We start from the raw sequence: 24,109 nt of genomic DNA, 5'->3' as shown, positions 1-24,109 counted from the left end.
GTTCAGTGGGCTTTTGATTTGGCCTCTAGTTACAGAGCCATATCAGTCGCAGCATTAGCCTTCGGAGCCTTGGCCGGCGCAGCCGGAGCAGCAGCCGGAGCCACCACCTGACCAATCGCCGGCGGCGGAGTCAGCTGCAACACCTTGGCGGTGTAAGCCCACTCTTCAGCCACTTTCTCAGGGCTGCCATTCAACTGAGTGCCATAGCTCGGCACGATCTGGTGCAGCTTTTCCTGCCAGGCTGGGGAAGCAACCTTGTCCTTGAACACCTTCTGCAGCACGGTCAGCATGATCGGTGCCGCCGTCGAAGCGCCCGGCGATGCGCCCAGCAGACCAGCGATGGTGCCGTCTTGCGAGGCAACAATCTCGGTACCCAACTTCAGCACGCCACCCGCGGCTTCATCACGCTTGATGATTTGCACGCGTTGGCCGGCTTGCCACAGGCGCCAGTCTTCGGCTTTGGCGTTCGGGAAGTATTCTTTCAGGGCGTTGAGGCGGTCTTCGTCAGACAGCATCAGTTGGCCAGCAAGGTACTCGACCAGCGGGTATTCCTTGATGCCGACTTTGGTCATTGGCCACACGTTGTGCGTGGTAGTAGTGGTCAACAGATCCAGGTACGAGCCTTCTTTCAGGAACTTGGTGCTGAAGGTCGCGAATGGGCCAAACAGGATGACGCGCTTGCCGTCCAGAACGCGGGTGTCCAGGTGCGGAACCGACATTGGCGGTGCGCCAACGGAGGCTTTGCCGTAGGCCTTGGCCAGGTGTTGCTCGGCGATGGTCGGGTTTTCGGTCACGAGGAACGAGCCGCCTACCGGGAAGCCTGCGTATTCCTTGGCTTCAGGAATGCCGGACTTCTGCAGCAGGTGCAGTGCACCGCCGCCCGCGCCGATGAACACAAACTTGGCGTCGGTTTCGGTTTTGGTGCCGTCTTTCAGGTTTTTGTAGCTGACGCGCCAGCTGCCGTCTTCGTTCTTGGTGATGTCTTGCACTTCGCTAGACAGTTTCAGGTCGAACTTCGGCGTGGTTTGCAGGTGCGCGACGAACTGGCGGGTGATCTCGCCAAAGTTGACGTCGGTGCCAATCGGGGTCCAGGTGGCCGCGACTTTCTGGTTCGGGTCACGCCCTTCCATCATCAGCGGAACCCACTTCTTGATCACAGCCGGGTCTTCGGAGTACTGCATGCCGGCGAACAGCGGGCTCGCTTGCAGGGCTTCGTAGCGCTTTTTCAGGAACTTGATGTTGTCATCGCCCCACACAAAGCTCATGTGCGGCGTGGAGTTGATGAACGAACGCGGGTTCTTCAGCACGCCTTGCTGAACCTGCCAGGCCCAGAATTGACGGGAGATCTGGAAGGCTTCGTTGATTTCAACGGCTTTCGGGATCTGAACGTTGCCTTTATCGTCTTCCGGGGTGTAGTTCAACTCGGCCAGGGCGGAGTGACCGGTACCGGCGTTGTTCCAGCCATTGGAGCTTTCCAGGGCGACGCCATCGAGGCGCTCGATCATTTCCATCGAAGTGCCAGGTTCCAGCTCATTGAGCCAAACACCGAGGGTCGCGCTCATGATGCCGCCGCCAATGAGCAGCACATCGACTTTCTTTGCCTCTTCCGCGTGAACGGACGTGATCCCCATCGACAAAGCCAGCCCCAGCAGGGCCGTGTTCATTTTCTTAAACATCTGTAGCACCTTTGATAAAACGCCATCCGCCCTTCCATCCTCATGCATGAGGCCCCCTGGTTCACGGCATGCAGGCAGCATGCTGTGGGTTGCGCACTGATCAGGATTGGAGGGTGGGCACACAAGGCCGACGTGTCTCCATCGACCTCAGTTTATATGTCCCTACTGAACTGACTTTTTATCTTTATTGGCTTCAGCTACTTGAGCGACAGTGATTCTGTTGGCGCGTCTCGAGAACGCGCAAACTGAATAGGTCAAAGCAAGTTGGGGCGAAGAATATCACGACACGGCAAACCCGCGCGTCTGTTCCCGACTTGATAGTCCGGGCACGGGTGCTGAGCCCACTATACTCATCGTGATTTTCTAGATGAACCTGTGAGGAGCAGTCATGAGCGACAAAGACGATTTGCGCAAATATTCCTCCCAAGTGGTCGACGGCGTGGAGCGCACGCCCGGCCGCGCGATGCTGCGGGCCGTGGGTTTTACGGACGAAGACTTCAAAAAACCGCAGATCGGTATCGCCTCCACGTGGGCGATGGTCACGCCCTGCAACATGCACATCGACAAGCTGGCCATTGAAGCCGAAAAAGGCGCGAATGCCGCCGGTGCCAAGGGTGTCATTTTCAACACGATCACCATTTCCGACGGCATCGCCAACGGCACCGAAGGCATGAAGTATTCGCTGGTATCACGGGAAGTGATCGCCGATTCGATTGAAGTGGTGGCCGGCTGCGAAGGCTTTGACGGTCTGGTGACTGTGGGCGGTTGTGACAAGAACATGCCGGGCTGCCTGATCGGCATGGCGCGACTGAATCGCCCTTCCATCTTCGTCTATGGCGGCACCATCCGGCCGGGCGCCGGCCACACCGATATCATCTCCGTATTCGAGGCCGTGGGTCAGCACGCACGGGGTGACATCAGCGAGATTCAAGTCAAGCAAATCGAGGAAGTGGCGATTCCAGGCCCCGGCTCCTGCGGCGGCATGTACACGGCCAACACCATGGCTTCCGCCATTGAGGCGTTGGGCATGAGCCTGCCCGGTTCCAGCTCTCAGGAGGCCGTCGGCAGCGACAAGGCTTCGGACAGTTTCCGCGCCGGCCAGCAGGTCATGGAGCTGCTCAAACGAGACATCAAACCGCGCGACATCATGACCCGCAAGGCCTTTGAAAATGCGATTCGGGTGGTGATCGCCCTCGCCGGCTCGACCAATGCCGTGCTGCACCTTCTGGCCATGGCGCATGCCGTGGATGTCGAGCTGACGCTGGATGATTTCGTCGAGTTGGGCAAGGTGTCCCCGGTGGTGGCCGACCTGCGCCCCAGCGGCCAATACATGATGAGCGAACTGGTGGCCATCGGCGGCATCCAGCCGCTGATGAAGCGCATGCTCGCCGCCGGCATGCTGCATGGCGATGCGCTGACGGTCACCGGCAAAACCCTGGCCGAAAACCTGGAAAACGTGCCCGACTACCCCGAAGGCCAGGACGTGATCCTGCCTTTCGACCAACCGATCAAAAAGGACTCCCATTTAGTGGTGCTGCGCGGCAACCTTTCGCCCACCGGCGCTGTGGCCAAGATCACCGGCAAGGAAGGCTTGCGCTTTGAAGGCACGGCTCGTGTGTATCACGGCGAGGAAGGCGCGCTGGCCGGCATCCTCAATGGCGAAGTCAAAGCCGGCGATGTGATCGTGATTCGCTACGAAGGCCCCAAGGGCGGCCCGGGCATGCGCGAAATGCTCTCGCCGACTTCGGCGGTCATGGGCAAAGGGTTGGGCAAGGACGTTGCGCTTATCACCGATGGCCGCTTCTCCGGCGGTTCACATGGATTTGTGGTGGGCCATATCACGCCCGAAGCCTTTGATGGCGGGCCGATCGCGCTGATTGAAGACGGCGACAAGATCACCATCGACGCCGAAACACGGCAGATTACGGTCGATGTCTCCGACGCCGAACTGGCCGAGCGCAAGACCCGCTGGGTGCGCCCGGAATCCAAGTACAAACGCGGTGTGTTGGCCAAGTACGCGAAGACCGTGTCCAGTGCCTCGGAAGGCGCGGTTACGGATAAGTACCTCTAGATCAAAAGATCGCAGGCTGCGCCAGCTCCTACATCGATTGCGTACGTCCCGGATGTACGCAAATCCCGTAGGAGTTGCCGAAGGCTGCGATCTTTTAGTCCCGCCTCAAAGCCGAAACCGGTCGACCGATTGCGACAGCTTGCCTGCCAGGGTGGACAACTCATCGGTGGTCGAGGCGGTTCGGCCAATGACCTTGCTATTGCCTTCGGACATACCGGCAATCATTTCGACCTGATGGGCGATTTCGTTGCTGGCCAGGCTCTGCTCACCGATGGTGCGGGTGATGTCATTGACCAGTTGCGTGGTGTTCAGCGTGGCTTCGAGGATTTCGCGGATGGCGCGCTCGACGTCGGCGGTCACGGCCATGCCTTTGTCGACCTGCGCCACGCCCGCCTCCATGCTGGTCACCGCCTCGCGGGTGCTTTGCTGGATGCGTGAGACCATCGTGGCAATTTCCTGGGTGGAGGCGCTGGTGCGTCCCGCCAGGCTGCGCACTTCGTCGGCCACCACGGCAAACCCACGCCCTTGCTCACCGGCACGAGCGGCTTCGATCGCGGCGTTGAGCGCCAGCAGGTTGGTTTGGTCGGCGATGCCCTTGATCACCTGAATGATGCTGAAAATCCCTTCGGACTCCTTGTCCAGCGTGCGGATCACCTGGGCCGATTGCTGCGCCGAACGCGCAATGCCGTCCATGTCGTTCACCACCTGATGGATCACGCGACCGCCATCCTTGGCCAGTGCCTCGGCCTGGTTGGCCATGTTCAGTGCGCGCTCGGCATGCCGGGTGATCTCCTCGATGCTCGCGGTCATTTCGCTGGCAGCCGCCGCCATGGTGCTGGCAGCCGCCGCCATGGTGCTGGCGGCTACGCTTTGCTGCTGGCTGCTACCGGCCACTTCGTGGCAGCCGCTGCTCAATTGTTCACTCATGCCACTCACGCCGTGGGCGTTGCTGCGCACAACTTCGATCATGCCGCGCAGGTCGCGCTGCATGGTCGCGAGGCTGCGAATCAGTGCGCTGGCTTCGTCGTTGTGGGTGGGCTCGACAATCGGTTCGCTCAGGTTGCCATGGGCGATGCTGTCGGCGATGCGGCTGGCGGTCTGCAACGGCCCCATGATGCTCAGCATCACCGAGCGCCCTTGGGCGAGCAGCAATAACAGGCTGGCAATGAGGACACCACCGAGGGTGAAATTGGCGTTGCTGATGACTTTTTGAGTACCGGCACGGGTCTGTTGGGTGTTGGTCTCGATCAGTTCGCTGAGGGCGGCCAACTGATTTTCCAGCTGGCTGAATACGCTACTGAAACTGCCCAGTTGTTGCTGCGCGGCCTCCGGATTTTCCAGCGCCAGCCCGACGATGCCTTCGGCTGCGCTGATGTAGGTATCGAGGCTGGGCTTGATCTTGTTCAGGGCCCCCTTAATGGTGTCGTTGACCGGCAGCTTAAGGTTTTCACCGAGCATTTCACGAAAATGCGCCGCATGTTCCTCGATGGAACTGCGCACCTCGGCTTTGCTGCTGGTGCTTTTACCCAACCCGACCAACATCGCGGACAGCACGTCGGCGCGTAACGCGTCGTGCATCATGTCGGCTTCGAGGTGATTGCGCAGCACGGCCATACTGACCTCGTTGTCATTCACCGCAGCAGCCATCTGGGTGTTTCCCAGGTAACTGACCAGGCTCATGATCAACGCGGTAATCAGCCCGGTGCCAATCAGCAGAATCAAACGTAATTTTATGGACACTCTGTGGATCCTCTCTCAGCACGTTTGTCAGTGGCGTAAAGCCAACTGCGGATTGGTTTGCTGAAAAGGTTATCGACCGGCACGAGTGGTTAATGAAGCGAAGTACCCATACGCGCATGTCTTTACGACATGCGGTATGTTTTTTCGGTTTTGATGGCGCCCGAATCAGGCAGCGGAGAAGAAGTAGCGCGTCAGGTGGAAGAAAATCGGCGCTGCGAAGCAAATCGAGTCCATCCGGTCGAGCATGCCGCCGTGACCTTTGATCATGGTGCCCCAGTCCTTGGCGCTCAGACTGCGTTTGATCGCCGACATGACCAGCCCACCGAGGAAGCCCATCACCACGATGACGAACGACATCATCAGTGACTGCCAGAAGCTGAAGGGGGTCATCCAGAACATGCAGCCGCCAATCAGCGTTGCAGACAGGCCGCCACCGACCAGTCCTTCCACCGTTTTTGATGGACTCACCAGCGGCGCAACTTTGTGCTTGCCGAAGAGTTTGCCGAACACGTACTGCAACACGTCACTCAACTGAACGACAAACACCAGATAGAACAGCAGCAGCGCGTTTTGGCCCGCGAATCCTTGCAGATCCAGGAGCAAAAGCGCGGGCGCATGGCTGATGCAATAAATGCAGATCATCACGCCCCACTGGATCTTTGCCGTCCTTTCCAGGAAGCCGTCAGTGTCCTGGCTCAGCACCGCAATCGCCGGTAGCAGCAGGAATGAATACACCGGAATCAGCAGCGTAAACATCGAATACCAGTGAGTACCGATCAGAATGTATTGCAGCGGGATCAGGATGAAAAACGCCGAAAACAGGGCGTTATGGTCACCTCGCCTGGTCGGTGTCAGGGTGATGAATTCCCTGAGCGCGAACAGTGAGATGAATCCGAACAGGACAACCGTTGCATTGCCGCCCAGCAGGTAGGACACGAAGAAGATGATGACCATCCCCCACCAGGCATTCACGCGCTGATTGAGGTTTTCGATGGTCGAGACAGCACCTTCCGTTTTGGCCCGCCGGGCCAGCAATCGACCGGCCAGCGAAGCAATCGCCAGCAAGCAGGCCAATCCAAAAAAGAACCACAAAAACTTGGCTTCAAGACTCATTTCGACAGCCCCACAATGGCGTTACGCGCGCGTTCCAGAAACACCTGTTTATCCTCGCCAGCAATCCTTTCCATCGGATTGCCGATACGGATCGTGCAGATGATCGGCAGAGGGACGTGTTTGCCTTTGGGCATGGAGCGATGAAGGTTTTCCAGGTAGATCGGCACCAGGTCGACATCGGGGAAAGTTTCGCTCAACCGGTAAAGACCTGATTTGAATTCCCCGGGCAGTGCCTCGGATGAGCGAGTGCCTTCCGGAAAAAAGATGATCGAATGACCCGCCTGCACCACATCGAAAATGGGCTCCAGCGCGTTTTTACCGGGCGCCGGTTTACGGTCAATCAACACGGCATTCAGGCCTTTCTGGGAGATGTACGACAGAAACCGGTTCTTTCCCCAGTAATCGGCAGCGGCGATCGGCTTCACATTTAACCTGGCCTCGGGCGGCAGGGCCGCAATGATGGCCAAGGTGTCCATGTGACTGGTGTGGTTGGCGAAATAGATTCGCTGACGCGAGAGATCCGGTGGACTCTCCCATCTGGCCGTGACGCCAATAACCAGTCGAAGAACAGAAATCAGCGCATTACTGATCCACATGGTCGGCCCCCTTCAGCTGCCTGGCGATCGCCAGCGTTCGTGTGACGCAGGTTACGACTGAACCAATGGCGATGACAGCCAGCGCGATCAACAGGACGTAGTGAGTGCCATAAACGCTGGTTTCGACGGCATTCAGCAGCAGTCCTGCGATCATTACGGCCATTCGATGCTGCTTGGCCATAGGGCCCATGAAAGTCTGCTTGAGACCAAGCGAGCCGCCGAACACCCTGACATAAGCAGTCAGTGCCGCCGCGAGGGCAGCAAACCATCCGAGGTCGGATTGCCCAACGGCATACCCCAACCCTACGATCAACAGACTGTCGGCTATCCGGTCGGGAAATTCGTTGTAGAGACTGCCGATGTCGGACTTCTTGCCGCCCTCTATCGCCACCATCCCATCGAAGAGGTTGCACAGCAGGCGCAACTGAATGCCGATCGCGCAGCAGATCGATCCAATGACACCGCTATCAATATTGAGCGCCACGACGCCGGCAAACGCGAAGGCGATGCTGGCGACGGATATCTGATTGGGGGAAATGTCTCTTTTCACCAGAATGTCGGTGATGCGTCTTGCCCAGCCCGCAGAGCGCGTCTTGATGGGCCTTCTGTTGTCATCCACTAGCCAATATCCCTATAAATGATGAGTTACTACAGATCGCATTGTAGTGGCGAGTCGCGCTGACCACACCCAGCAATGTGCAAAACCGCTGGCGGTGTTATCGAATTTTCTGGAACACCGTTCCGAGCTTAAACCTGGGGACAAGCCCTCAACGCACGTTCGTTTTTTTCTCGGCGACATGCTAGGTTGTACGATGACCGATAAGTGATATTTTCACTCTCGCTCCGACGCCCCCACAACAACAAGGAAACACCCATGAAAAAAGTGAAACTGCTGATTGGATTCTTGTGCCTCTTCAGTGGCTATGTAGCCGCCGCCCCTGCTTCCGCGGACAAGGATGTTGCGCAAGCCGTCGACCATCTGACACAAGCCATGTTGAACAAGAACATTGCCGAACTGAAAGCGCTGACCGCCGAGAACCTGACCTATGGGCATTCCAGTGGCAAGATTCAGGACAAGAAGGAATTTATCGCCGATATCGAAACCGGCAAAAGCGCATTTAAAACCCTGGAGATGCAGAACCAGACCATCACCGTGTCGGGTGATGTGGCGTTGGTCCGCCATCACTTCTCGGCTCAAGCGCTGAAGGGGACCGAAGTGGTACCAACCGAAATCGAGAACTTCCAGATTTGGCAAAAACAGAAAGGCCACTGGTTGCTGGTAGGCCGACAAGCGTTCAAGTTCTGATTTTTGCGTAACGAAGGGGGCACCCGTTAGCCAGGCTGCGGTGTCCCTACTCTCCCCTTTACCTACCGTTGATCCGCGAGTTTGGCCTGGGCCCAATAAAAACATATTCGTATGCTTAAATTGATATTGTCGAACAATCCCATCACCAGAGGGTGCCGTCATGAATATCAAAGTCCTGGCTTTAATGCTGTTGGCGTTCTGTGCTCAACCGGCCTGGAGTCAGAATCCCCCCGCCGCTCCAGCCTCCGCCGACAGCGCCGCGCTGACCACACGCCTGGCCTTGCGCGACCTGTGGGTCGAGCATATTTTCTGGATCAGAAATTACGCGATCGCCAACCAGGCAGCGGACAAACAGCAAGCCAAAGTCGCCGCTGACCAGGTCGTCGACAACGCGACCAAAATCGCCAACAGCATCGCTCCGCTCTACGGTCAGCCCGCTGCCGATCAGTTGCTCAAGCTGCTTGCCGGTCACTGGGGCGCGGTGAAACACTACAGCGACGCCACGGTCGCCAAAGACACGAAAGGCAAGCAGGCAGCTGTCACGGACTTGACCAGCAATGCCAAGGCGATTGCGGCGTTTCTGGCCAAAGCCAATCCCAACCTGCCTGAAAACACGCTGGTTGCGATGTTGTCAGCCCATGGCGGCCACCACGTCGCCCAGGTCGATGAACTCGCCGCGCACGACTATGCAGGCGAAGCACGCACCTGGCAGATGATGCGCACCCATATCGTGTCGCTGGCTGACACGCTGACGGCCGCACTGGTCAAGCAATTCCCGGACAAGTTCTGATACCGCGCGAGGGCAAACCATGCTGGAAGGACTGGGCCGAACACAGCAGGACCTGCTCAATGCGCTGCTGCACCATGCGGGCGGCATGAGCATTGACGAGTTGGCTGACCATCTTTCGGTGACACGCACCGCCGTTCGCCAGCATCTGGCGGCGCTGGAGCGTGACGCCTTGGTGCTGCGCGGTGAAACCCGGCCGACGGGCCGGCGTCCGGAGCAGCTGTATCGGCTCACCGACCATGCACGCGAGCAGTTCCCTCGCCAATATCAGATGCTGGCCAGTGTGCTGATCGAGGAAGTGGCCGACATCATCGGCCACGATGCCCTGGCTTCGCTGATGCGCAGCATGGGCAGGAAACTGGCCCTGGACCGCGAACCTCAGGTGGTTGACGAAACCAGGATCGTGCAGCACATGAACCAGGCCGGATACGAAGCAGAGGTGTTTTTTCGCTCGTCCGACGATAAGGAAATCGTCGCGCATAACTGCGTCTTCCACCGCCTGGCCGCGGCCCACCCGGTGGTCTGCGAACTGGACCTGGCCTTGATCGGAGCGTTAGGCGGTGGTGAGGTCGATCACACGGAGTGCATGGTGCGCGGCGGCAATGTCTGTCGATTCAAACTGCGACCACTCGTAGAAAAGGCCAGCGAGCCTGATAACTTCTGAGTGCAACTGGGATGGAAAATACCCGGCTGACCCACCGGGATAGCTCGGGATGGGTCAACACGCCCTTGACCCAAGAGACCAGTGCGGCATACAGACTAAGAGACGTCACCGAGACCGATCACGCGAGCTTTATGGCTCCGCCCTGGATATCGTCACGCGCCGCTCGTAAGTCATTAGCGTCCTGATTGAGCCGGTGAATCATATTGAGCAACCGCTGGCGTAGCACTTCGTCTTGGAGTTGCTCTGCTGCGCGCATCATATCGAGCGCCGCTACCTCATTGTTAGTGGCGACGGAGTCGAGCAGTTTGCGCATGCTTCTTGATGGTCGATTCATCTCCAACTCCCTGGATTTCAGTGACGCGAATCATATGGCCAGAATGTTTCATCAGTATTTCAGCTGCACGAACTGGCTTGAATCACCGGCTCCGGCTCATTTGACGCTAGCTGGAGGGACAACCTGAGGGGTCGATTACGCTCGTAGCAACCCGTCATTGATAAAGCTAAGCGGCTCGCTCCAGAGCATCCAGCAAACCAAAAAACTCCCGAGAAAGCTTATGCCGAGGGGCCAAATGGATGATGGGTACTGAAACTTCGTGAGATTCGCGCATCTTGACGGAGCTGCTCAGGTATACCGGTAGCACAGGCAAACCTTCTGCCAACAGCTCATCAACGAGATTTTGGTGCAAGCCGGTACGCCCGGTGAACTGATTGACCACCACCCCTTCCACTCTCAGTAATTCATTGTGATCAAGACGTAGCTCCTCTACCTGCGCGATCACGCGATACAGCGCCTGGCGAGAAAAGCTGTCGCAATCGAATGGGATCAGCAAACTGTCCGCAGCCACCAGGGCACTGAATGTGTAGAAGTTGAGTGACGGAGGTGTATCGATATAGATGCGCTCATAATCCTCGGACAGTTCAACCAGTAGCTTGCGCAGCTTATTGATCTTGTATTTGGACTCGAGTTTTGACTGGAGGTCTGACAGGTCAGGGCTGGCAGTCACCAAGTGAAGGTTGTCGTAAGAGGTCTCAGTTATGACCACGCGATTCCTTCTACCTTCGAAGCTGCCGGATAGTGTTTGTTTGAAAAAATCGGCGATGCCCGAAGGGATGCTCTCGTTGATCAGGCCCGTGAGATAGTGTGTCGAATTTGCCTGAGGATCGAGATCAACCAGCAGCGTTCGGTAGCCTTCGGCAGCACTCGCTGCGGCAAGATTGCAGGCAATGCTGGATTTTCCAACGCCCCCTTTCTGATTGAATACAACACGACGCATGGGGCTTGCTCATCCATGAAAAAGGCCAAAGGCCGATTGAAAAAAGGTGTAAGAAGTCGTGTCAATTCTATGACCGTAATGTTTCAGTTTTACGACGGCGATTGACGGAAGGGCTGGGCTAGAGGGATGGCCTGGCGATACAACGTCATAGCAATGGAATCGGCGCAACCAGAATGAGGATTTACAAACGACTCTGAGACGGGGTTGATGACCATTTAGCAAAACGCCTCATTGCAGCTAGCCGTCAGCGGTCGGGGAAAAGAGAGGCACGATGCGCTGTCATAAATTGTCTCGCTCCTGAATGCCGAGCATCCACGTCAGTGTGGTGTAGGTCGTGCTTCCGCGAGCTCTTGGTCCACTCGTTTCGAAAACCGGGCGCCTGATGACTATGCAGGAGTGAATGCCTATAGCGCAGTCACGGATTCCCGTTCCGAAAGGACGCTTTGAAGCCGCTCAAGGTTAAGCCGCTGACACTCTCCCTCGGCTTCTTCTCGGGTCTGATAGGTAGTCTTCAGCCGCAGCTTCTCCTCATTGTCATAGAGGTTGAAGCCTATAGGTGCAGTCTGACAGTAGAAGCGCGATCCGTTACGCATTGATCCCGTTTCCGTTGGGATTGCAGGGACAACAACAAATCTCGACATCATCTTCACGACCTCTCCAAGCACCTCCTCACGATTAGCGGCTATGAGCCATCATCGCAAGCGACCGCAGTCAGTTTCCGATGAAAAGCACGAGCGACATGAGTCGATTGGAAGCATCGTAAAAAGTTTCGGGATCTGCCTTACCCCGGCACATCTACTTGCTTGAAAAGCATCTATTCCTGAAAATTTTACTGCTGCTACGCTAACCTCTTCCACGGAGGAATCAGCTGGAGGTACGAGCACTTGCACGCGTGGACTTGAGATTGGAGCGAGGAAATCTACCTTATCTGAACGTGAACGGTTCACTGACGGCTGCGTGGAAGTGTCAAGGAAACCAGAGAACTCAGACCGCACGAATTTCAGTCAAAGCGACGCCCTTTCGCCCCAGTTGCTTGACGCCATACATGGCCTGATCCGCCGCCTTAAGCAATGTATCGAGACTCTGGCCATGGATAGGACACAGCGAGACTCCAATACTGCACGATATTGAAAGCTCTCCTGCGCTGGTCACGACTGTCTGCGCGATGGTTTCGAGCACCCTCGCCGCCTTCAGTTCAGCGCTATCTGGGTTAGCAAGATCGGTAATTAGAATCACGAATTCATCTCCGCCATACCGTGCAACGGTGTCACATAAGCGAGTGGACTGAAGCATGCGATTTGCGACCGTTCGCAGGACTTCGTCGCCGATCTCATGGCCGTACTTATCGTTAATTTCCTTGAAGTGATCCAAGTCGATCAGCATCACGGCAAACTTCACTCCTTTTACTTTCCAATCGTCGAAGGCCTGATCAAAACGATCTGCGAAAAGGTAGCGATTAGGCAGTTGAGTGAGCACGTCATGAGTTGCGAGATAGGCCGAGCGTTCGTGTTCGACCTCTGCTCTTTCAATCGCCTTGAAATGCCGAATCAATACCACTGACATCAGCACAAGTACCCCTGCCAGAACCGCAAGGATTATCAATGTTTCCGCAGTCAAAACATCCCCTAAACGCAACTGACGCTCAAACAACAAGGTCATCGGTTGTGAAACACTCCTGATCTCGACCCGATCAGCCAGAAGCGGCAGGAAAAGGCGATCCAGGAAACCGGCTTGCTCGATCTCTGTAGAAAATACGTTGCTTTCAGACCCTGCTACCGTTTTCAGGACAGCACTGATATGAACCAGATGATCTACGTTCGCATAATTTACAGCGTCCAGTAACGATCCCGTTTTGATCAATAGCAAAGACACCATAGTGCTACCAAAAAAATTGGGGCGGGTGTTCTCTCGCAGCTGTTCAGGCCTACTGACTGACTGCATCAGAATGTAAGCATTGCCGCCCTCATACATTGAGAAAACAGGTGATACAACGGGCTTCTGATTATTGTGGGTACGAGCCAATGCATAAGAGAGATAGGCGACGGTTTCTAGCCTGACGCCATAGATCGCACTGGATTCCGGGAGTAACGGGTACATGAACAACACAGGCCAAGTCTCGCTGAGATAGACCTGATGTTGGGCTGGTTGCTGAGTGAGGCTCGGGAAATCCTTGAGTTCAAAGTCTGGCCGCCAAGTGCGGCGCAACAGATCTTCAAAGGCAGCCTGCTCAGCGATGGGCACTGCCCTCGCCGCCTCGAGCATGTAAATATGAGGGTACGCGGATAAAACGGCTGCCGCATAACGGGCCGCAGCTTCCGTATCGCTCTGATCGACGGCCTGGAGAAATGCTGAGAAACCCGACAACACAGCTTCATTGGTATCAAGCTGATTGCGCACGATGCCGGAAATATTCTGCACGTATTCAGAGAAACGCGTTTCTCGCCGTTGGGTCTCAGACTTCAACAGCAACATGGCCGAAAAACCAACCAGGGCGACAGCCAGAATAATGAACCCCACTAAAGAACTGCGTCTTTTAGTGAATATCATCCTGGTTGACCAACACGTAGAGCGTGCACGGTGTCTTGGACAGCCCCTCTCGAATCCTTACTCCCCATCGCGTCTCGTCCTTGTCGTACTTTCATGCGGCTTGCGTGCCTGATCTAACCATTTATTGCGCTCGGTCTAAAATCTCAGCCTTTCGAGTGATAACGCTTTCAACGTTGCGGGCTTCGCTTGCGACAACAGAACAAGTTGATTCTAGGGCAATCCGCCATTACTCAGTAGGGTGAATTCTACTCCCATTGCACAAGCCCAATTCTACGCAGTCTGCCAATGGGGAACTGGCGCGCACGTATAGCGACGGAAGTGAATCGTTGAATTGATAGACATGAGCACTTAAGGCGATCAACTGTTGAAGCGCTGGGGCCTCATTAGGAAGGAATATTCTGAACACAATCTCCCTTCACTCTGCCCGCGAGGTCTACCATCTACTGAAGGACGTCGCGCTGGCACACGCTCTATGAACAGAGCCAGCATCCAGTCATGGAATGAGAACTATCACGGCCTCATGCCTGTCGAGATTGATGGCTGGCATCTCACGTTTTTCAACGACTGCGACACCTTGGAATACTGTGAGTATTGCGAGGAATGCAGGCCGGCTACGCAAGAGCCCCCATCATCGACTCATGCCAGGCATGTGAGCTAGGCAAGATCGTCCTCGTCGAACTCCGTACCAGCCCACGCTCACCAGGTACAGCGAGCAGGTCAGTCAGTGTCGAGAAAAAAAGCATCGGGTATCACGAGACGATCGACTTCACCCGATGTAAAGGTTGACGGTAATTAGTTATGAAGGCTCAACCCATTTCGTTGATGCAGACCACTTTGGGTTGCGTCATGTCCTCATAAGCAAACCGAACACCTTCTCGTCCCAGACTTCCGTACTTGAAGCCACCGAAAGGCATGGCATCAAAACGATAATCGGAAGAGTCATTGATCATCACCCCACCGGCTTCAATTTGCCGCGCCAATTTCAAGGCCTTGGAAAGATCACGTGTGAACAGTCCCGCATGCAAGCTGTACTCTGGGGCGTTGGCCAGAGCAACAGCATCATCCAGGTGGTCAAAAGGCTCCAGGATGACCACCGGCGCGAAGACTTCCTGCTGCCATATCCGACTGTTATGGCTTACACGCTCCAGCACGGTCGGCGAATAGCTTCCCACTTGGCGATGGTGTCCGCACAGGAGAAGAGCCCCCTCGGCCAGCGCTTCATTCACCAATTGTTCGGTACGACGAGCCGCCTGCTCCGTAATCATCGGGCCAACATCCGTTGCTCGCTGATCAGGATCGCCAAGTACCAATGCACGCGCTTGGCTGACAAAACGCTCACGGAAATCCTCGTAGATCGAACTATGTACGAGGATGCGCTGCGTGCCGATGCAGTTCTGTCCTGCTGCCCAGAAGGCACCAGATACACAAGACTCTACGGTCGGTTCAAGATCACAGTCATCAAGCACTAGAACCGGTGCATTCCCCCCCAGATCCATGGCCAGCTTCTTCAAGCCTGCACTTCGAGCAATGGACTCTCCAGTGGCAAAACCACCCGTGAAGGAAATCATCCGCACTTCTCGCAGCTCCACCAATGCTTTACCCAGATCGACGCCCCCGGTGGCCGGAGTTACCACACACGGAGGCAGACCCGCTTCCACCAGGCACTCAACCAGCTTGAGAGCGGACAACGGTGCTAGCTCTGAGGGTTTCAGGATCACAGCATTGCCACCGGCGATAGCCGGGCCCAGTTTATGGGCGACCAAGTTCAGCGGATCGTTGTATGGGGTGATCGCGACAATAAGCCCCAACGGTTCGCGAGTGAACCAGCCTTGGCGCGATTCGGAGCCTTCATATGCCTCGAATGGAATCACTTCCCCGGCGTTACGACGAGCCTCTTCCGCCGATAGCTTCAGCGTGTTCACACAACGCTTCACTTCCTTCTCTGCTTGTCGCAGCGTCTTTCCCGCCTCTGCAACAATGAGTTTGGCAAACGCTTCAGCCTCGAGCTCTACACGCCGGGCTGTTTCCTCAAGGATACGTGCACGAAGGTGACGAGGCATTGCCGCACTCTCACGCACGCCAATTCGCGCACGCTCCAGCAAGCCAGGAACAGCGGTTGCATCGAGGCAAGGTACGCTTCCCACCAGGCGACCATCGAATGGACTGAACACATCAATCTGTTTGGCATCAACAAGCTGGATGCTGGCCATGCTGGATACGCTCATGACTACTCTCCTATTACTTGCCGTGGGTGGTATGGATGGCGATGATGTCTGACAGCAAAGCAAAGGCAGTCTCGATACGTCCTGCTCCAGGGCCGGATACAGTGACGGCACCCAGCAGCGCAGTGTTGAACGACACCGCGTTCGTGGCGCCGGAAATTCCTGCAAGAGGATGCGAATTCGGCAGCAGTCGAGCTTCCACACTCGCTCGAACCGAGCCATCAACTTCGCGATTTGCAGAACCGATCAGCTTCCAACTTGCACCGTTGGCACTTGCCTGAGCGATGTCTTCAGGACTGATGCTGCTAATCCCTGAGCAAGCCACATCGCTGACGCTCAATCGAGCATTGAGCAGTTCGTTGGCGAGGATCACTACCTTGAGACGGACGTCAAACCCCTCCACATCGGCAGTTGGGTCGGCCTCTGCATAGCCGAGCTGTTGGGCCTGAGCGACTGCGTCGTTAAAAGTCAGGCCGTCCTTCATGCGGGTCAGCACGTAATTGGAAGTCCCGTTCAGGATGCCTTCAAAGCCTTGAACCTCTGCACCAGCCATAGCCTGTCTTGCCAGGCGAATCACTGGCGTACCGCTCATAACCGAACCTTCGTACTCGAAGGCAGCACCATTACGACGAGCCAAATCCTTAAGCTCAGCGCCGTGTAACGCAATTGGCCCCTTGTTGGTGGTCACAACATGGATGCCGCTTTCCAGTGCCCAGCGGCAGAACGTAGTAGCGGGCTCACCATCGACAGGGTTGGTGAAGGTGGCTTCAGCAATCATGTCAGCACCAGAATGCTTGATTACGGTTTCGTTGAAGGCCTCAGCATTGCCGCCAGGCAGTTGAGCGAATGCACCTTTTTCAACGGGCAGCGCGACCAACTGCTTTGCATCCAGACCGTTTTTAGCAACGATAGAGCCGAGGAACAGATCGGTGACACCGACAATTTTGATAGTGAAGCCCAAAGACTCTTTCCACTCGGCATTACGATCGGCGACCAATTGGGCGAAGCCACGGTTCACGCCACCAAACCCTACCAAGGCAATTTTGTACTCAGTCATAAAAGCTGTTCCTTTATTGGTGTTGTTCGATAGGAACATCCTAAGAGCCGAGCTCTGGCAGTTGAATATGGCAGAGTGCTGTATTTGTTGGCCGTTTTGCCCATACAGAAAGACTGCTCGATGGACAGAACCCAAATGAAGAGTTGTGTTGTGGCTTTGAGCTATTGAGGTGAATGAGAGAAATTCACGCGGCGAAGACAAAACCGAGCGTCACCAAGTATCGCAATCCGAGAGTAGTAAGCCCTGGTCTAACCGGCCTCCATGAATACAGAGGCACCGCTTCAGAAACTATCAGGTGCCTAGCTACAAATCGTCGGCCTCTACTCCAAGCCGGTGACTCCGGAAAACCCATCAACGGCTTGGTTGCTTTTCGTCTAGCTGACTGCGCAAGGCGGGTTAAAGAGGTGCGTACAGGGACAGAAACGCCCCTGGTTTTTTTGTGCTCAAAACACTGCAGAAAGGACGAATGAGGTGACGGTGTTTTCCACCCCAGGCATCGCAGAGATTTCCTTCCAAACGAGGTGGACACGTTCGGGAGAGGCTGCATTAACTCGAAGCATCAAATCAAACTCACCACTCAAGACTTCACACTGAACCACTTCGGGGAGCGAGCGCAGCGCGGCAAGTACCTCTTCTCCACGCATGCGGTCGTAGCGGTAGACAAAGATCACTGCACTGATCAGCGAAGAAGGCCGTCGGGAATCACCGAGACGTACCGTATAACCCTGGATGGCGCCGTCTCGCTCAAGACGCTCAATGCGCTGCCGCACAGCATTGCGAGACAAGTTGACCTTGGCGCCCAGCTCAACATGGGCGATTCGAGCATTCGCTGTGAGTTCGGCAAGTATGCGCTCATCCAGCGGATCCAGAATGCGCTTCATACGTGCCTCTGCTGCGCCAACAAGAGGGCCTGGCATAGACCGTCCAGATCTCCTTTAGCCAAGTACGGTGGCTGAGCAAAAATGTCAGGAGTTGTTGGCACCTCTCGCTGCCAGACTCCTAACTCGGACAATAGGGCCGCAGACTTGGCCGGAGCAATTTGCCCAAAGGTCACCATTGGAGCCCCCAGACTGCGTCGATGAATTCGGCCAGCCAGCACACCTACAGCGGTATGTGGATCAATTGCAGACCCAGTCTCACGGAACAACTTGACGACTTCGTCGCGAACCTGTGATTCGTCTACTGCATAGGAATCGAACAGAACTCGGGCCCGGAGCCACTGCTGGTTGCCGATGCTTAACTCGCCGCAGTCCTCAAAATGCTCCATTAGCGCCTTCGTTGAGCTCCCATCGTGCCCATACAGTTCCCAAATGAACCGTTCCAAATTGGAGAACAGGGAGAAATCCATCGCAGGAGACAACGTTCGGTTGCTCACTCGGGTCGAGTAGCGATTGCGATGAATGAACTGGTGAAGTGCATCATTACTGTTAGTAGAAATGATCACCTGATTGATGGGTAATCCCATTTTCTGAGCAATGTAGCCGGCGTAGATCTCAGCAGAGCTGGCTGCTGGAACGCTGAAGCCTACAGGACGTGTCCCGCCCCCCAGTTGCAACGTAGCGTGGAAATAAAAAACGATCTGTGCGAGGACGCCGACCCAGTTGGTGGAGTTGAAACAGATCGGTATTACCCCATCTAACGGCCAGTCCCGGAAGAGCTGAGAGACCAACGTCTGGCAGTCGTCGAAATTACCGTCTACTGGAAAAAGCTGAACCCGCTCTGGGTCTGCCGCCTGCAGGGCAGAGAGTTGCTCAGCCGGTAGCCCATTGCGCGGATACAGTATCGCCATCCGAGTGCCCGGGCAGTTAGCAAACGCCTCAAGCGCAGCCAGCCCAGTATCGCCATTGGTCGCACCGACGATCAGCGCCTCTCCACCGACCTCACCCAAGAAATGCTCCACCAAGCGCGATTGCAGTTGCGCAGCGAAATCTTTGGAAGAATGGGTCGGGCCATGAAACAGCTGGAGTATCCACTCGTTATGGCCAATCTGCTCAAGCGGCGTAATAGCGCGGTGGTTAAAGTTTCGATAGCTGTCGCTCAGCAAAGCACGCAGAGTGCTTTCGTCCATGGAAGAGCCAACGTAGGGTGAGACCACTCGCCAGACCAACTCATCGAATGGTAGCCACGACCAGCTGGTAATCTGCTTCTCAGTGAAGACAGGCAAACTTGCTGGGACATAGAGACCACCATCTTGAGCGAGCCCCGACAGAACCACACTGCGAAAGTCCGCCCGCACGTCACCGCCGCGTGTGCTTACGTAATGCATGATGACTCCAGATCAGAATTACAAAAGGCGGTGGGCTTGAGCCACCAACCAAGTAGAAAAAGTTGCGGCATCAGGCGAGAGCTCTTCGGCCTGCTCACGTACTAGATAAAAAGACTCGCTGGCCTCGATTCGGTGACTGAATGGAGCAATCAGGTGCCCACTCTTGAGCAAATCTTCCACTACGGAAGACCGCGCTAAGGCAACGCCCTGACCTAGTTCTGCCATGCGGATTGTGGAAATCAGCGTGTCGAACTGAAGGCCACGGGAATAGTCGACATCGTCTGCTCCAACCCGCTTCAACCAGTAACCCCAACCTTCCTCGTACCCCAACACATGCAGCAAAGAGTGGTTCATCAAATCGCGAGGCTCACGTATCGGTGAGCTGGCCATTAGCTCTGGCGAGCAAACGGGCTGGAGGATGTCCCAAGTTAATCGTTGAGAGTGCAATCCCGACCACTCCCCGCATCCCCAGCGAATCTCCAGGTCATCCTCTCCATCCGGTTCTTTCACCCAAATGTTGCTGATATATCGGATGTCGATTTGGGGAAACTCTCGACAAAAATCTGCGAGCCGAGGGGCCAACCAATAGTGAAGGAAGGAAAGACTGCCACGCACCTTCACATGCCTTCGATTGTGCTGGCCAAAAATCTCGTTTGTACCCACTGCAAGACGGCTGATCGCGTCTTGTACTACCGGCAGGTACGACTGCCCTTCTTCAGTCAAGCCAAGCCCTCGGGGTAGGCGCTTGAACAGCGCCACTCCGAGATGCCCCTCTAACTGACGGATCTGCTGACTTACTGCACCTTGAGTCAGGTGCAACTCCTCCGCTGCATGGGTGAAATTCAAATACCGCGCCGACACTTCGAATGCTCTCAGCCAATTCAAGGGTGGTAGTGATTTTTGACTCATCGGCGCAACCTCATTGGGACTTATCTCTGCTCAATCATCGCCTGAGCTATTCACGCTGCGCCAGCGGAATGATGTACAGCCGCCGCCAATGCCAACCGCTCTTCTCGCTTCTTGCGAGTGATCCAATAAACGAAGTAGCACCATGCGATAAATGGAAGACCGAAATAAAGAGCCACTCGCTGTTCAGGATCAAAAGCAATGCCGACGCAGGCGAGCAAGCAACACAACAGAGCACCAATAGGAACCCAAGGGTAGCCGCGCACACGGAAATGCAGATCCTCAACTCGCCCGCCATTGGCGACGTATTGGCGTCGGAATGCGATTTGGCTCGCAGCGATGCTCATCCACACGATCACGACCGCGAGACCCGAAATCGACACTAGGGCCAAGTAGACTGTATCAGGGGCAAACACACTGCTGAGCAGCGACGCTATCGCACCCGCCATACTCAAAACGATCGCGTTAACCGGTGTGCCCCGGCGCGAAAGCCTTGCGTAGCGTTTAGGCATGTGACCTTGATCACTCAATGTCCAAAGCATGCGCGAAGCCGCATACAACCCTGAGTTAGCCGCAGAAACCAGCGCGGTAAGAATGACAAAGTTCATGATGTCAGCTGAGTACGGGATACCAATCAGCTCGAACACCATCACGAATGGACTTTCGATGACGCCGGCCTGCTCGCGGGGCAGCAAGGTCGCAAGGACAAAAATCGTACCCACGAAGAACAGCGCCAAACGTACTACCGTCGTGCGGATCGCCTTGGGAACGCTTGTCTGAGGATCCTGCGCTTCACCTGCAGCAATCCCGATAAGCTCAGTCCCAGAAAATGCGAAGGAGACAGCTAGAAGTGTCATCGCAATGGGTAAGAAACCTGTAGGGAAAAGCCCTTCACGGGTAAAGTTGGAGAGTCCAGCGCCCTGCAAATGCTGTACTTGGAAGAGACCGCAAATAGCCCCACCACCAATTACGATAAAAGTGATAACGGTCAGAACTTTAATGAGCGAAAGCCAGAATTCAGTCTCCGCAAACAGACGAACAGATACAACGTTGCTTAAAAAGACCGCAATGGCAAAAAACGCGCTCCAAATCCAGACCGGTGTATCAGGGAACCACCGAACCATCAGGATGCCCGCAGCCGTAAATTCAGATCCAATAGCTACTGCCCAAGTGAGCCAGTACAGCCAGGCAACCGTATAACCCGTACCTGGGCCCAAGTATCGAGTTGCATAAGTACTGAAAGATCCGGTTTCTGGCATCTGTACTGCCAACTCACCGAGACAGACCATTACCAAATACACCATCACCGCACCGATGATGTAGGCAATCACTGCGCCGAGCGGCCCTGCCTGATTAACGGTGTAGCCGGAGGTAAGGAATAATCCCGTACCGATTACACCGCCCAACGCCAACATAACAATGTGGCGGGTTTGCATTTCTTTCTTGAAATTTGACCCTGGATCGGACTGATCATTTTTTGTTTGGATGGTCATAGCTATGTTCTCATGAAATGTTCGGACAAAATTTCTCGTAACCGACTATTCGGCAGCACAATTAAATTGTCGCTAGTTGTTATTGTTTTCACTATTCATGAAGGACTATCCGATAATAAAATCGGAAGTCTTACCCGAGTTCAGGTTCCCACCTCGGTGAAACGCTCGGTGTTTCCAGCGTGGAGGCTTGAATGATCTTGTTTGCTGCGAACCAACTCAAATGCTTGTTTAAGATCAGCCAACAAGTCAGCCGTATCTTCAATACCTACAGAGACTCTGACCAAGCCCTCAGAAATCCCAAGTGCCTCGCGTTCCTCCAAGGTGTTTTCCACGTGGCTGGTTGTCCGTGCCGGCCCGTAGATGGTTTCAACCGCTCCTAAGTTACCCGCCCGATGGGCGTACTTAAGCAGCGGTAGCAAACGAGTCACTGTGTCCATCCCCCCTACCAGCACGAAACTGACGATTGCGCCAAATCCGCGCATCTGCGAGCGAGCAATGACATGACCTCGATGTTGAGGCAGTCCCGGATAGTTCACAGACTCAACCAGCGGCTCGGTGCATAGGTACTCGGCCAGTGCTTGCGCGCTCACCTGTTGCTGGCGGAGACGCAAAGCCAGAGTCTTGATGCCCCGGATGATGAGATAAGCCGAGAACGGATCCAGCGAGGCCCCATTAATTTCGCGGTAATGGCGAACTTGAGACATAAGATGCTCGTTGCCGCAGACCACACCGCCAAGCACATCGCCATGACCGGACAGGAACTTGGTAGCACTGTGCACCACCACATCTACCCCGAGAGTAAGGGGATTCTGATTCAAGGGCGTTGCGAACGTGTTGTCTGCTATGACCAACGCCCCAACACGCTTCGCCGCCGTCACTAGACGTCGTATATCCAGAACTTTCAGTGTTGGGTTCGTCGGGGTTTCCAGGTAAAGGACATTGCAGCCTTTTGCGATCTCATGCTCGATAGATTCAGTGTCGAGGGTATCGCAAAGCGTGACCTCGACTCCCATGCGTGGGAGAAACTCTTCAAAGATCTTGTTTGTACCACCGTAGCTGTCGCGGGTAGAAACCACACGCTGACCATAGGACAGGAAGGTATGCAGCACACCACTGATTGCAGCCATCCCGGTACTGAAAGCGACAGCCGACTCTGCGCTTTCAAGCTCACAGAGTTTGTCTTCCAGGACAGAGACAGTCGGGTTGCTCATGCGGCTGTAAATGAAGCCAGGCTCTTTACCCAATGCCACGTCATACCATTCATCGATGTCATGGTAACCGTAGGCGGCACTGACTACGATGGGAGTCTGGGTAGCGTTGTAGGGATGCTGAACTTGCTCTCCCCCCCAAACCACTCGCGTCCCCAAACCAGCATTCTGGCTCTGGTGAGGTTTTATCTTTTCATCCATAAGTCTATCTCGCATCGATGAAACACAGATGTGTTCCGAATGGGCTTGTGATGACTATATGGAAGACTTGAACGTGTGAAAAATCATGTTATCTGGGGCTAAGGGGTGTTTTTTTTAATGGGTGATACATATGAAAGGGCCAAGATTGGCAAGTTACTGCCACATAGGTGGGCGCCCGTTTAGTCACAGAAAATTTGATGGGCGGACGCTCACGTCACTTCTGGCTGATACTCTCGCGTCCCTATGTTGTGTTATTCAGGCACGCTCATTGCGCTTCAAATACCCGTAGGAGTGCATCCTACGAATTCGCGAGAGAACAAAACAAGGACGTAATTACAGTGGACAGGGAAATCATCTTAATGCGTCATGGCCAGCCGGATCTGGTTGTGGTCGACAAGGTTTCAGCGCTCGATATGAAACGCTGGATCGAGCAATACGACCTATCCGAAATCATCAACCAGCCCGCCCCTAAGGCTAGTGTGGAGCTGGCCGTTACCGCCAAAGTGATCGTGTCGAGCAGTGCGCCCCGGGCGCTGACATCTGTTCGGGCGCTGGGCCTTCAGCCCACCCTTATAGATGAGATTTTCTGCGAGGCGCAGCTGCCCTATGGACGATGGACACTGCCGCGCCTTTCACCGTTTACGTGGGCATTTATTCTCCGAGTTTTGTGGTTGTGCGGGTTCTCAGGGAAGGTCGAGTCTGCCCGTAAGGCCAGAACACGAGCTAATACGGCAGCTCAACGACTTCAGTCCCTTACCCGCGAAGGGGCAGTGCTTCTGCTCGGTCATGGATTCATGAATCGAATGATCGCGAAGCAGTTGGAAGCAGCCGGATGGACTCGCAAAAAAAGCAACGGTAACCGTTACTGGAGCGCGACGACCTATCGAATGAATCAGAGTTAAGGCACACACACTTCGTACGATGCTGGAGTCCCAAGTTCAAGAAAAGCTACAGCGCGATCCTGAAGCGTTAACGACCTATG

At 55.2% G+C, this 24,109-nt stretch carries 21 protein-coding genes and 1 pseudogene; 6 read left to right on the top strand and 16 right to left on the bottom strand.

Going from position 1 to position 24,109, the window contains the following annotated elements:
* Window positions 1-29: 29 nt before the first annotated feature.
* Window positions 30-1,676 carry a malate dehydrogenase (quinone) gene (mqo, locus tag EAH74_RS22965; RefSeq protein WP_140681271.1) on the bottom strand — a complete coding sequence of 549 codons (1,647 nt, stop codon included), beginning with the start codon at window positions 1,674-1,676 and terminating at the stop codon, window positions 30-32.
* 388 nt (window positions 1,677-2,064) lie between these two features.
* Here mqo and ilvD point away from each other — a divergent pair, with 388 nt between their 5' ends.
* Complete coding sequence (gene ilvD, locus EAH74_RS22960) at window positions 2,065-3,747, top strand: dihydroxy-acid dehydratase (RefSeq protein WP_140681270.1); 1,683 nt, start codon at window positions 2,065-2,067, stop codon at window positions 3,745-3,747.
* Window positions 3,748-3,852: 105 nt separating this feature from the next.
* On the opposite strand, the gene EAH74_RS33955 is transcribed toward ilvD, so the two are convergent.
* The 5 genes and pseudogenes from EAH74_RS33955 to EAH74_RS22940 all read right to left on the bottom strand — a co-directional run bounded on the left by EAH74_RS33955 (window position 3,853) and on the right by EAH74_RS22940 (window position 7,815).
* Complete coding sequence (locus EAH74_RS33955; RefSeq protein ID WP_430539797.1) at window positions 3,853-4,578, bottom strand: methyl-accepting chemotaxis protein; 726 nt, start codon at window positions 4,576-4,578, stop codon at window positions 3,853-3,855.
* A gap of 153 nt (window positions 4,579-4,731) precedes the next feature.
* A pseudogene (locus EAH74_RS33950) lies at window positions 4,732-5,487 on the bottom strand (MCP four helix bundle domain-containing protein); the annotation flags it as partial.
* A 165-nt stretch (window positions 5,488-5,652) separates the two neighbouring features.
* Window positions 5,653-6,600 (bottom strand): phosphatidate cytidylyltransferase, encoded by a 948-nt coding sequence (locus EAH74_RS22950; RefSeq protein ID WP_140681267.1) that lies wholly within the window; start codon window positions 6,598-6,600, stop codon window positions 5,653-5,655.
* The gene (locus EAH74_RS22945; RefSeq protein ID WP_140681266.1) at window positions 6,597-7,196 is read right to left on the bottom strand and encodes a lysophospholipid acyltransferase family protein; all 600 of its coding nucleotides are present in this window, start codon (window positions 7,194-7,196) and stop codon (window positions 6,597-6,599) included. Before EAH74_RS22945 ends, EAH74_RS22950 begins: the two co-directional genes overlap by 4 nt.
* Window positions 7,183-7,815, bottom strand: a complete 633-nt coding sequence (locus EAH74_RS22940; protein WP_140681265.1) for a CDP-alcohol phosphatidyltransferase family protein — start codon at window positions 7,813-7,815, stop codon at window positions 7,183-7,185. The genes EAH74_RS22945 and EAH74_RS22940 overlap by 14 nt, the downstream gene beginning before the upstream one ends.
* A 255-nt stretch (window positions 7,816-8,070) precedes the next feature.
* On the opposite strand from EAH74_RS22940, the gene EAH74_RS22935 reads away from it, so the two are divergent.
* The 3 genes from EAH74_RS22935 (at window position 8,071) to EAH74_RS22925 (ending at window position 9,953) form a co-directional block, all read left to right on the top strand.
* On the top strand, window positions 8,071-8,502 hold the full coding sequence (locus EAH74_RS22935) for a nuclear transport factor 2 family protein (RefSeq protein ID WP_140681264.1): 432 nt from the start codon (window positions 8,071-8,073) through the stop codon (window positions 8,500-8,502).
* 160 nt (window positions 8,503-8,662) lie between these two features.
* Window positions 8,663-9,292 (top strand): hypothetical protein, encoded by a 630-nt coding sequence (locus EAH74_RS22930; protein WP_140681263.1) that lies wholly within the window; start codon window positions 8,663-8,665, stop codon window positions 9,290-9,292.
* Window positions 9,293-9,311: 19 nt separating this feature from the next.
* Entirely contained in the window at window positions 9,312-9,953 is a 642-nt protein-coding gene (locus EAH74_RS22925) for a helix-turn-helix transcriptional regulator (RefSeq protein WP_140681261.1), read from the top strand.
* A gap of 118 nt (window positions 9,954-10,071) precedes the next feature.
* On the opposite strand, the gene EAH74_RS22915 is transcribed toward EAH74_RS22925, so the two are convergent.
* The 3 genes from EAH74_RS22915 to EAH74_RS22900 form a co-directional block, all read right to left on the bottom strand.
* Window positions 10,072-10,287: a hypothetical protein gene (locus EAH74_RS22915; protein ID WP_140681260.1), complete on the bottom strand. Its 216-nt coding sequence runs from the start codon at window positions 10,285-10,287 to the stop codon at window positions 10,072-10,074.
* Window positions 10,288-10,453: 166 nt separating this feature from the next.
* The gene (locus tag EAH74_RS22910) at window positions 10,454-11,227 is read right to left on the bottom strand and encodes a ParA family protein (protein WP_140681259.1); all 774 of its coding nucleotides are present in this window, start codon (window positions 11,225-11,227) and stop codon (window positions 10,454-10,456) included.
* A gap of 984 nt (window positions 11,228-12,211) precedes the next feature.
* Window positions 12,212-13,774: a sensor domain-containing diguanylate cyclase gene (locus EAH74_RS22900; RefSeq protein WP_140681258.1), complete on the bottom strand. Its 1,563-nt coding sequence runs from the start codon at window positions 13,772-13,774 to the stop codon at window positions 12,212-12,214.
* 472 nt (window positions 13,775-14,246) lie between these two features.
* Here EAH74_RS22900 and EAH74_RS33945 point away from each other — a divergent pair, with 472 nt between their 5' ends.
* On the top strand, window positions 14,247-14,432 hold the full coding sequence (locus EAH74_RS33945) for a DUF7693 family protein (RefSeq protein ID WP_430539796.1): 186 nt from the start codon (window positions 14,247-14,249) through the stop codon (window positions 14,430-14,432).
* Between the two features lie 148 nt (window positions 14,433-14,580).
* Here EAH74_RS33945 and EAH74_RS22890 read toward each other — a convergent pair whose 3' ends face one another.
* The 7 genes from EAH74_RS22890 to EAH74_RS22860 all read right to left on the bottom strand — a co-directional run bounded on the left by EAH74_RS22890 (window position 14,581) and on the right by EAH74_RS22860 (window position 23,127).
* Window positions 14,581-15,999 carry an aldehyde dehydrogenase family protein gene (locus tag EAH74_RS22890; RefSeq protein WP_140681257.1) on the bottom strand — a complete coding sequence of 473 codons (1,419 nt, stop codon included), beginning with the start codon at window positions 15,997-15,999 and terminating at the stop codon, window positions 14,581-14,583.
* A 13-nt stretch (window positions 16,000-16,012) separates the two neighbouring features.
* On the bottom strand, window positions 16,013-17,053 hold the full coding sequence (locus EAH74_RS22885; RefSeq protein ID WP_140681256.1) for a homoserine dehydrogenase: 1,041 nt from the start codon (window positions 17,051-17,053) through the stop codon (window positions 16,013-16,015).
* Window positions 17,054-17,496: 443 nt separating this feature from the next.
* Window positions 17,497-17,934 carry an Lrp/AsnC family transcriptional regulator gene (locus tag EAH74_RS22880; RefSeq protein ID WP_008154112.1) on the bottom strand — a complete coding sequence of 146 codons (438 nt, stop codon included), beginning with the start codon at window positions 17,932-17,934 and terminating at the stop codon, window positions 17,497-17,499.
* Complete coding sequence (thrC, locus tag EAH74_RS22875; RefSeq protein WP_140681255.1) at window positions 17,931-19,319, bottom strand: threonine synthase; 1,389 nt, start codon at window positions 19,317-19,319, stop codon at window positions 17,931-17,933. The genes EAH74_RS22880 and thrC overlap by 4 nt, the downstream gene beginning before the upstream one ends.
* An 18-nt stretch (window positions 19,320-19,337) precedes the next feature.
* Entirely contained in the window at window positions 19,338-20,228 is an 891-nt protein-coding gene (locus EAH74_RS22870; RefSeq protein ID WP_140681253.1) for a LysR substrate-binding domain-containing protein, read from the bottom strand.
* A 50-nt stretch (window positions 20,229-20,278) separates the two neighbouring features.
* Window positions 20,279-21,718 (bottom strand): amino acid permease, encoded by a 1,440-nt coding sequence (locus EAH74_RS22865; protein WP_140681252.1) that lies wholly within the window; start codon window positions 21,716-21,718, stop codon window positions 20,279-20,281.
* A gap of 140 nt (window positions 21,719-21,858) precedes the next feature.
* On the bottom strand, window positions 21,859-23,127 hold the full coding sequence (locus tag EAH74_RS22860) for a cystathionine gamma-synthase family protein (RefSeq protein WP_140681251.1): 1,269 nt from the start codon (window positions 23,125-23,127) through the stop codon (window positions 21,859-21,861).
* Window positions 23,128-23,465: 338 nt separating this feature from the next.
* Between EAH74_RS22860 and EAH74_RS22855 the strand changes: the two genes are divergently transcribed.
* Complete coding sequence (locus EAH74_RS22855; RefSeq protein WP_140681250.1) at window positions 23,466-24,029, top strand: histidine phosphatase family protein; 564 nt, start codon at window positions 23,466-23,468, stop codon at window positions 24,027-24,029.
* The last annotated feature ends 80 nt before the right edge of the window (window positions 24,030-24,109 follow it).

It is taken from the genome of Pseudomonas mandelii, from assembly GCF_006438925.1.
GTDB classification, from domain to species: domain Bacteria; phylum Pseudomonadota; class Gammaproteobacteria; order Pseudomonadales; family Pseudomonadaceae; genus Aquipseudomonas; species Aquipseudomonas mandelii_C.
Note: the sequence above shows the minus strand (reverse complement) of the source record. Positions and strands in the feature narration are given on the sequence as shown.

Coding starts and splice junctions, on each gene's coding strand:
- mqo (WP_140681271.1), bottom strand. CDS start 1,676: ATGTTTAAGAAAATGAACACGGCCCTGCTGGGGCTGGCTTTGTCGATG.
- ilvD (WP_140681270.1), top strand. CDS start 2,065: ATGAGCGACAAAGACGATTTGCGCAAATATTCCTCCCAAGTGGTCGAC.
- EAH74_RS33955 (WP_430539797.1), bottom strand. CDS start 4,578: ATGGCGGCGGCTGCCAGCGAAATGACCGCGAGCATCGAGGAGATCACC.
- EAH74_RS22950 (WP_140681267.1), bottom strand. CDS start 6,600: ATGAGTCTTGAAGCCAAGTTTTTGTGGTTCTTTTTTGGATTGGCCTGC.
- EAH74_RS22945 (WP_140681266.1), bottom strand. CDS start 7,196: ATGTGGATCAGTAATGCGCTGATTTCTGTTCTTCGACTGGTTATTGGC.
- EAH74_RS22935 (WP_140681264.1), top strand. CDS start 8,071: ATGAAAAAAGTGAAACTGCTGATTGGATTCTTGTGCCTCTTCAGTGGC.
- EAH74_RS22930 (WP_140681263.1), top strand. CDS start 8,663: ATGAATATCAAAGTCCTGGCTTTAATGCTGTTGGCGTTCTGTGCTCAA.
- EAH74_RS22925 (WP_140681261.1), top strand. CDS start 9,312: ATGCTGGAAGGACTGGGCCGAACACAGCAGGACCTGCTCAATGCGCTG.
- EAH74_RS22915 (WP_140681260.1), bottom strand. CDS start 10,287: ATGAATCGACCATCAAGAAGCATGCGCAAACTGCTCGACTCCGTCGCC.
- EAH74_RS22910 (WP_140681259.1), bottom strand. CDS start 11,227: ATGCGTCGTGTTGTATTCAATCAGAAAGGGGGCGTTGGAAAATCCAGC.
- EAH74_RS22900 (WP_140681258.1), bottom strand. CDS start 13,774: ATGATATTCACTAAAAGACGCAGTTCTTTAGTGGGGTTCATTATTCTG.
- EAH74_RS33945 (WP_430539796.1), top strand. CDS start 14,247: ATGAACAGAGCCAGCATCCAGTCATGGAATGAGAACTATCACGGCCTC.
- EAH74_RS22890 (WP_140681257.1), bottom strand. CDS start 15,999: ATGAGCGTATCCAGCATGGCCAGCATCCAGCTTGTTGATGCCAAACAG.
- EAH74_RS22885 (WP_140681256.1), bottom strand. CDS start 17,053: ATGACTGAGTACAAAATTGCCTTGGTAGGGTTTGGTGGCGTGAACCGT.
- EAH74_RS22880 (WP_008154112.1), bottom strand. CDS start 17,934: ATGAAGCGCATTCTGGATCCGCTGGATGAGCGCATACTTGCCGAACTC.
- thrC (WP_140681255.1), bottom strand. CDS start 19,319: ATGCATTACGTAAGCACACGCGGCGGTGACGTGCGGGCGGACTTTCGC.
- EAH74_RS22870 (WP_140681253.1), bottom strand. CDS start 20,228: ATGAGTCAAAAATCACTACCACCCTTGAATTGGCTGAGAGCATTCGAA.
- EAH74_RS22865 (WP_140681252.1), bottom strand. CDS start 21,718: ATGACCATCCAAACAAAAAATGATCAGTCCGATCCAGGGTCAAATTTC.
- EAH74_RS22860 (WP_140681251.1), bottom strand. CDS start 23,127: ATGGATGAAAAGATAAAACCTCACCAGAGCCAGAATGCTGGTTTGGGG.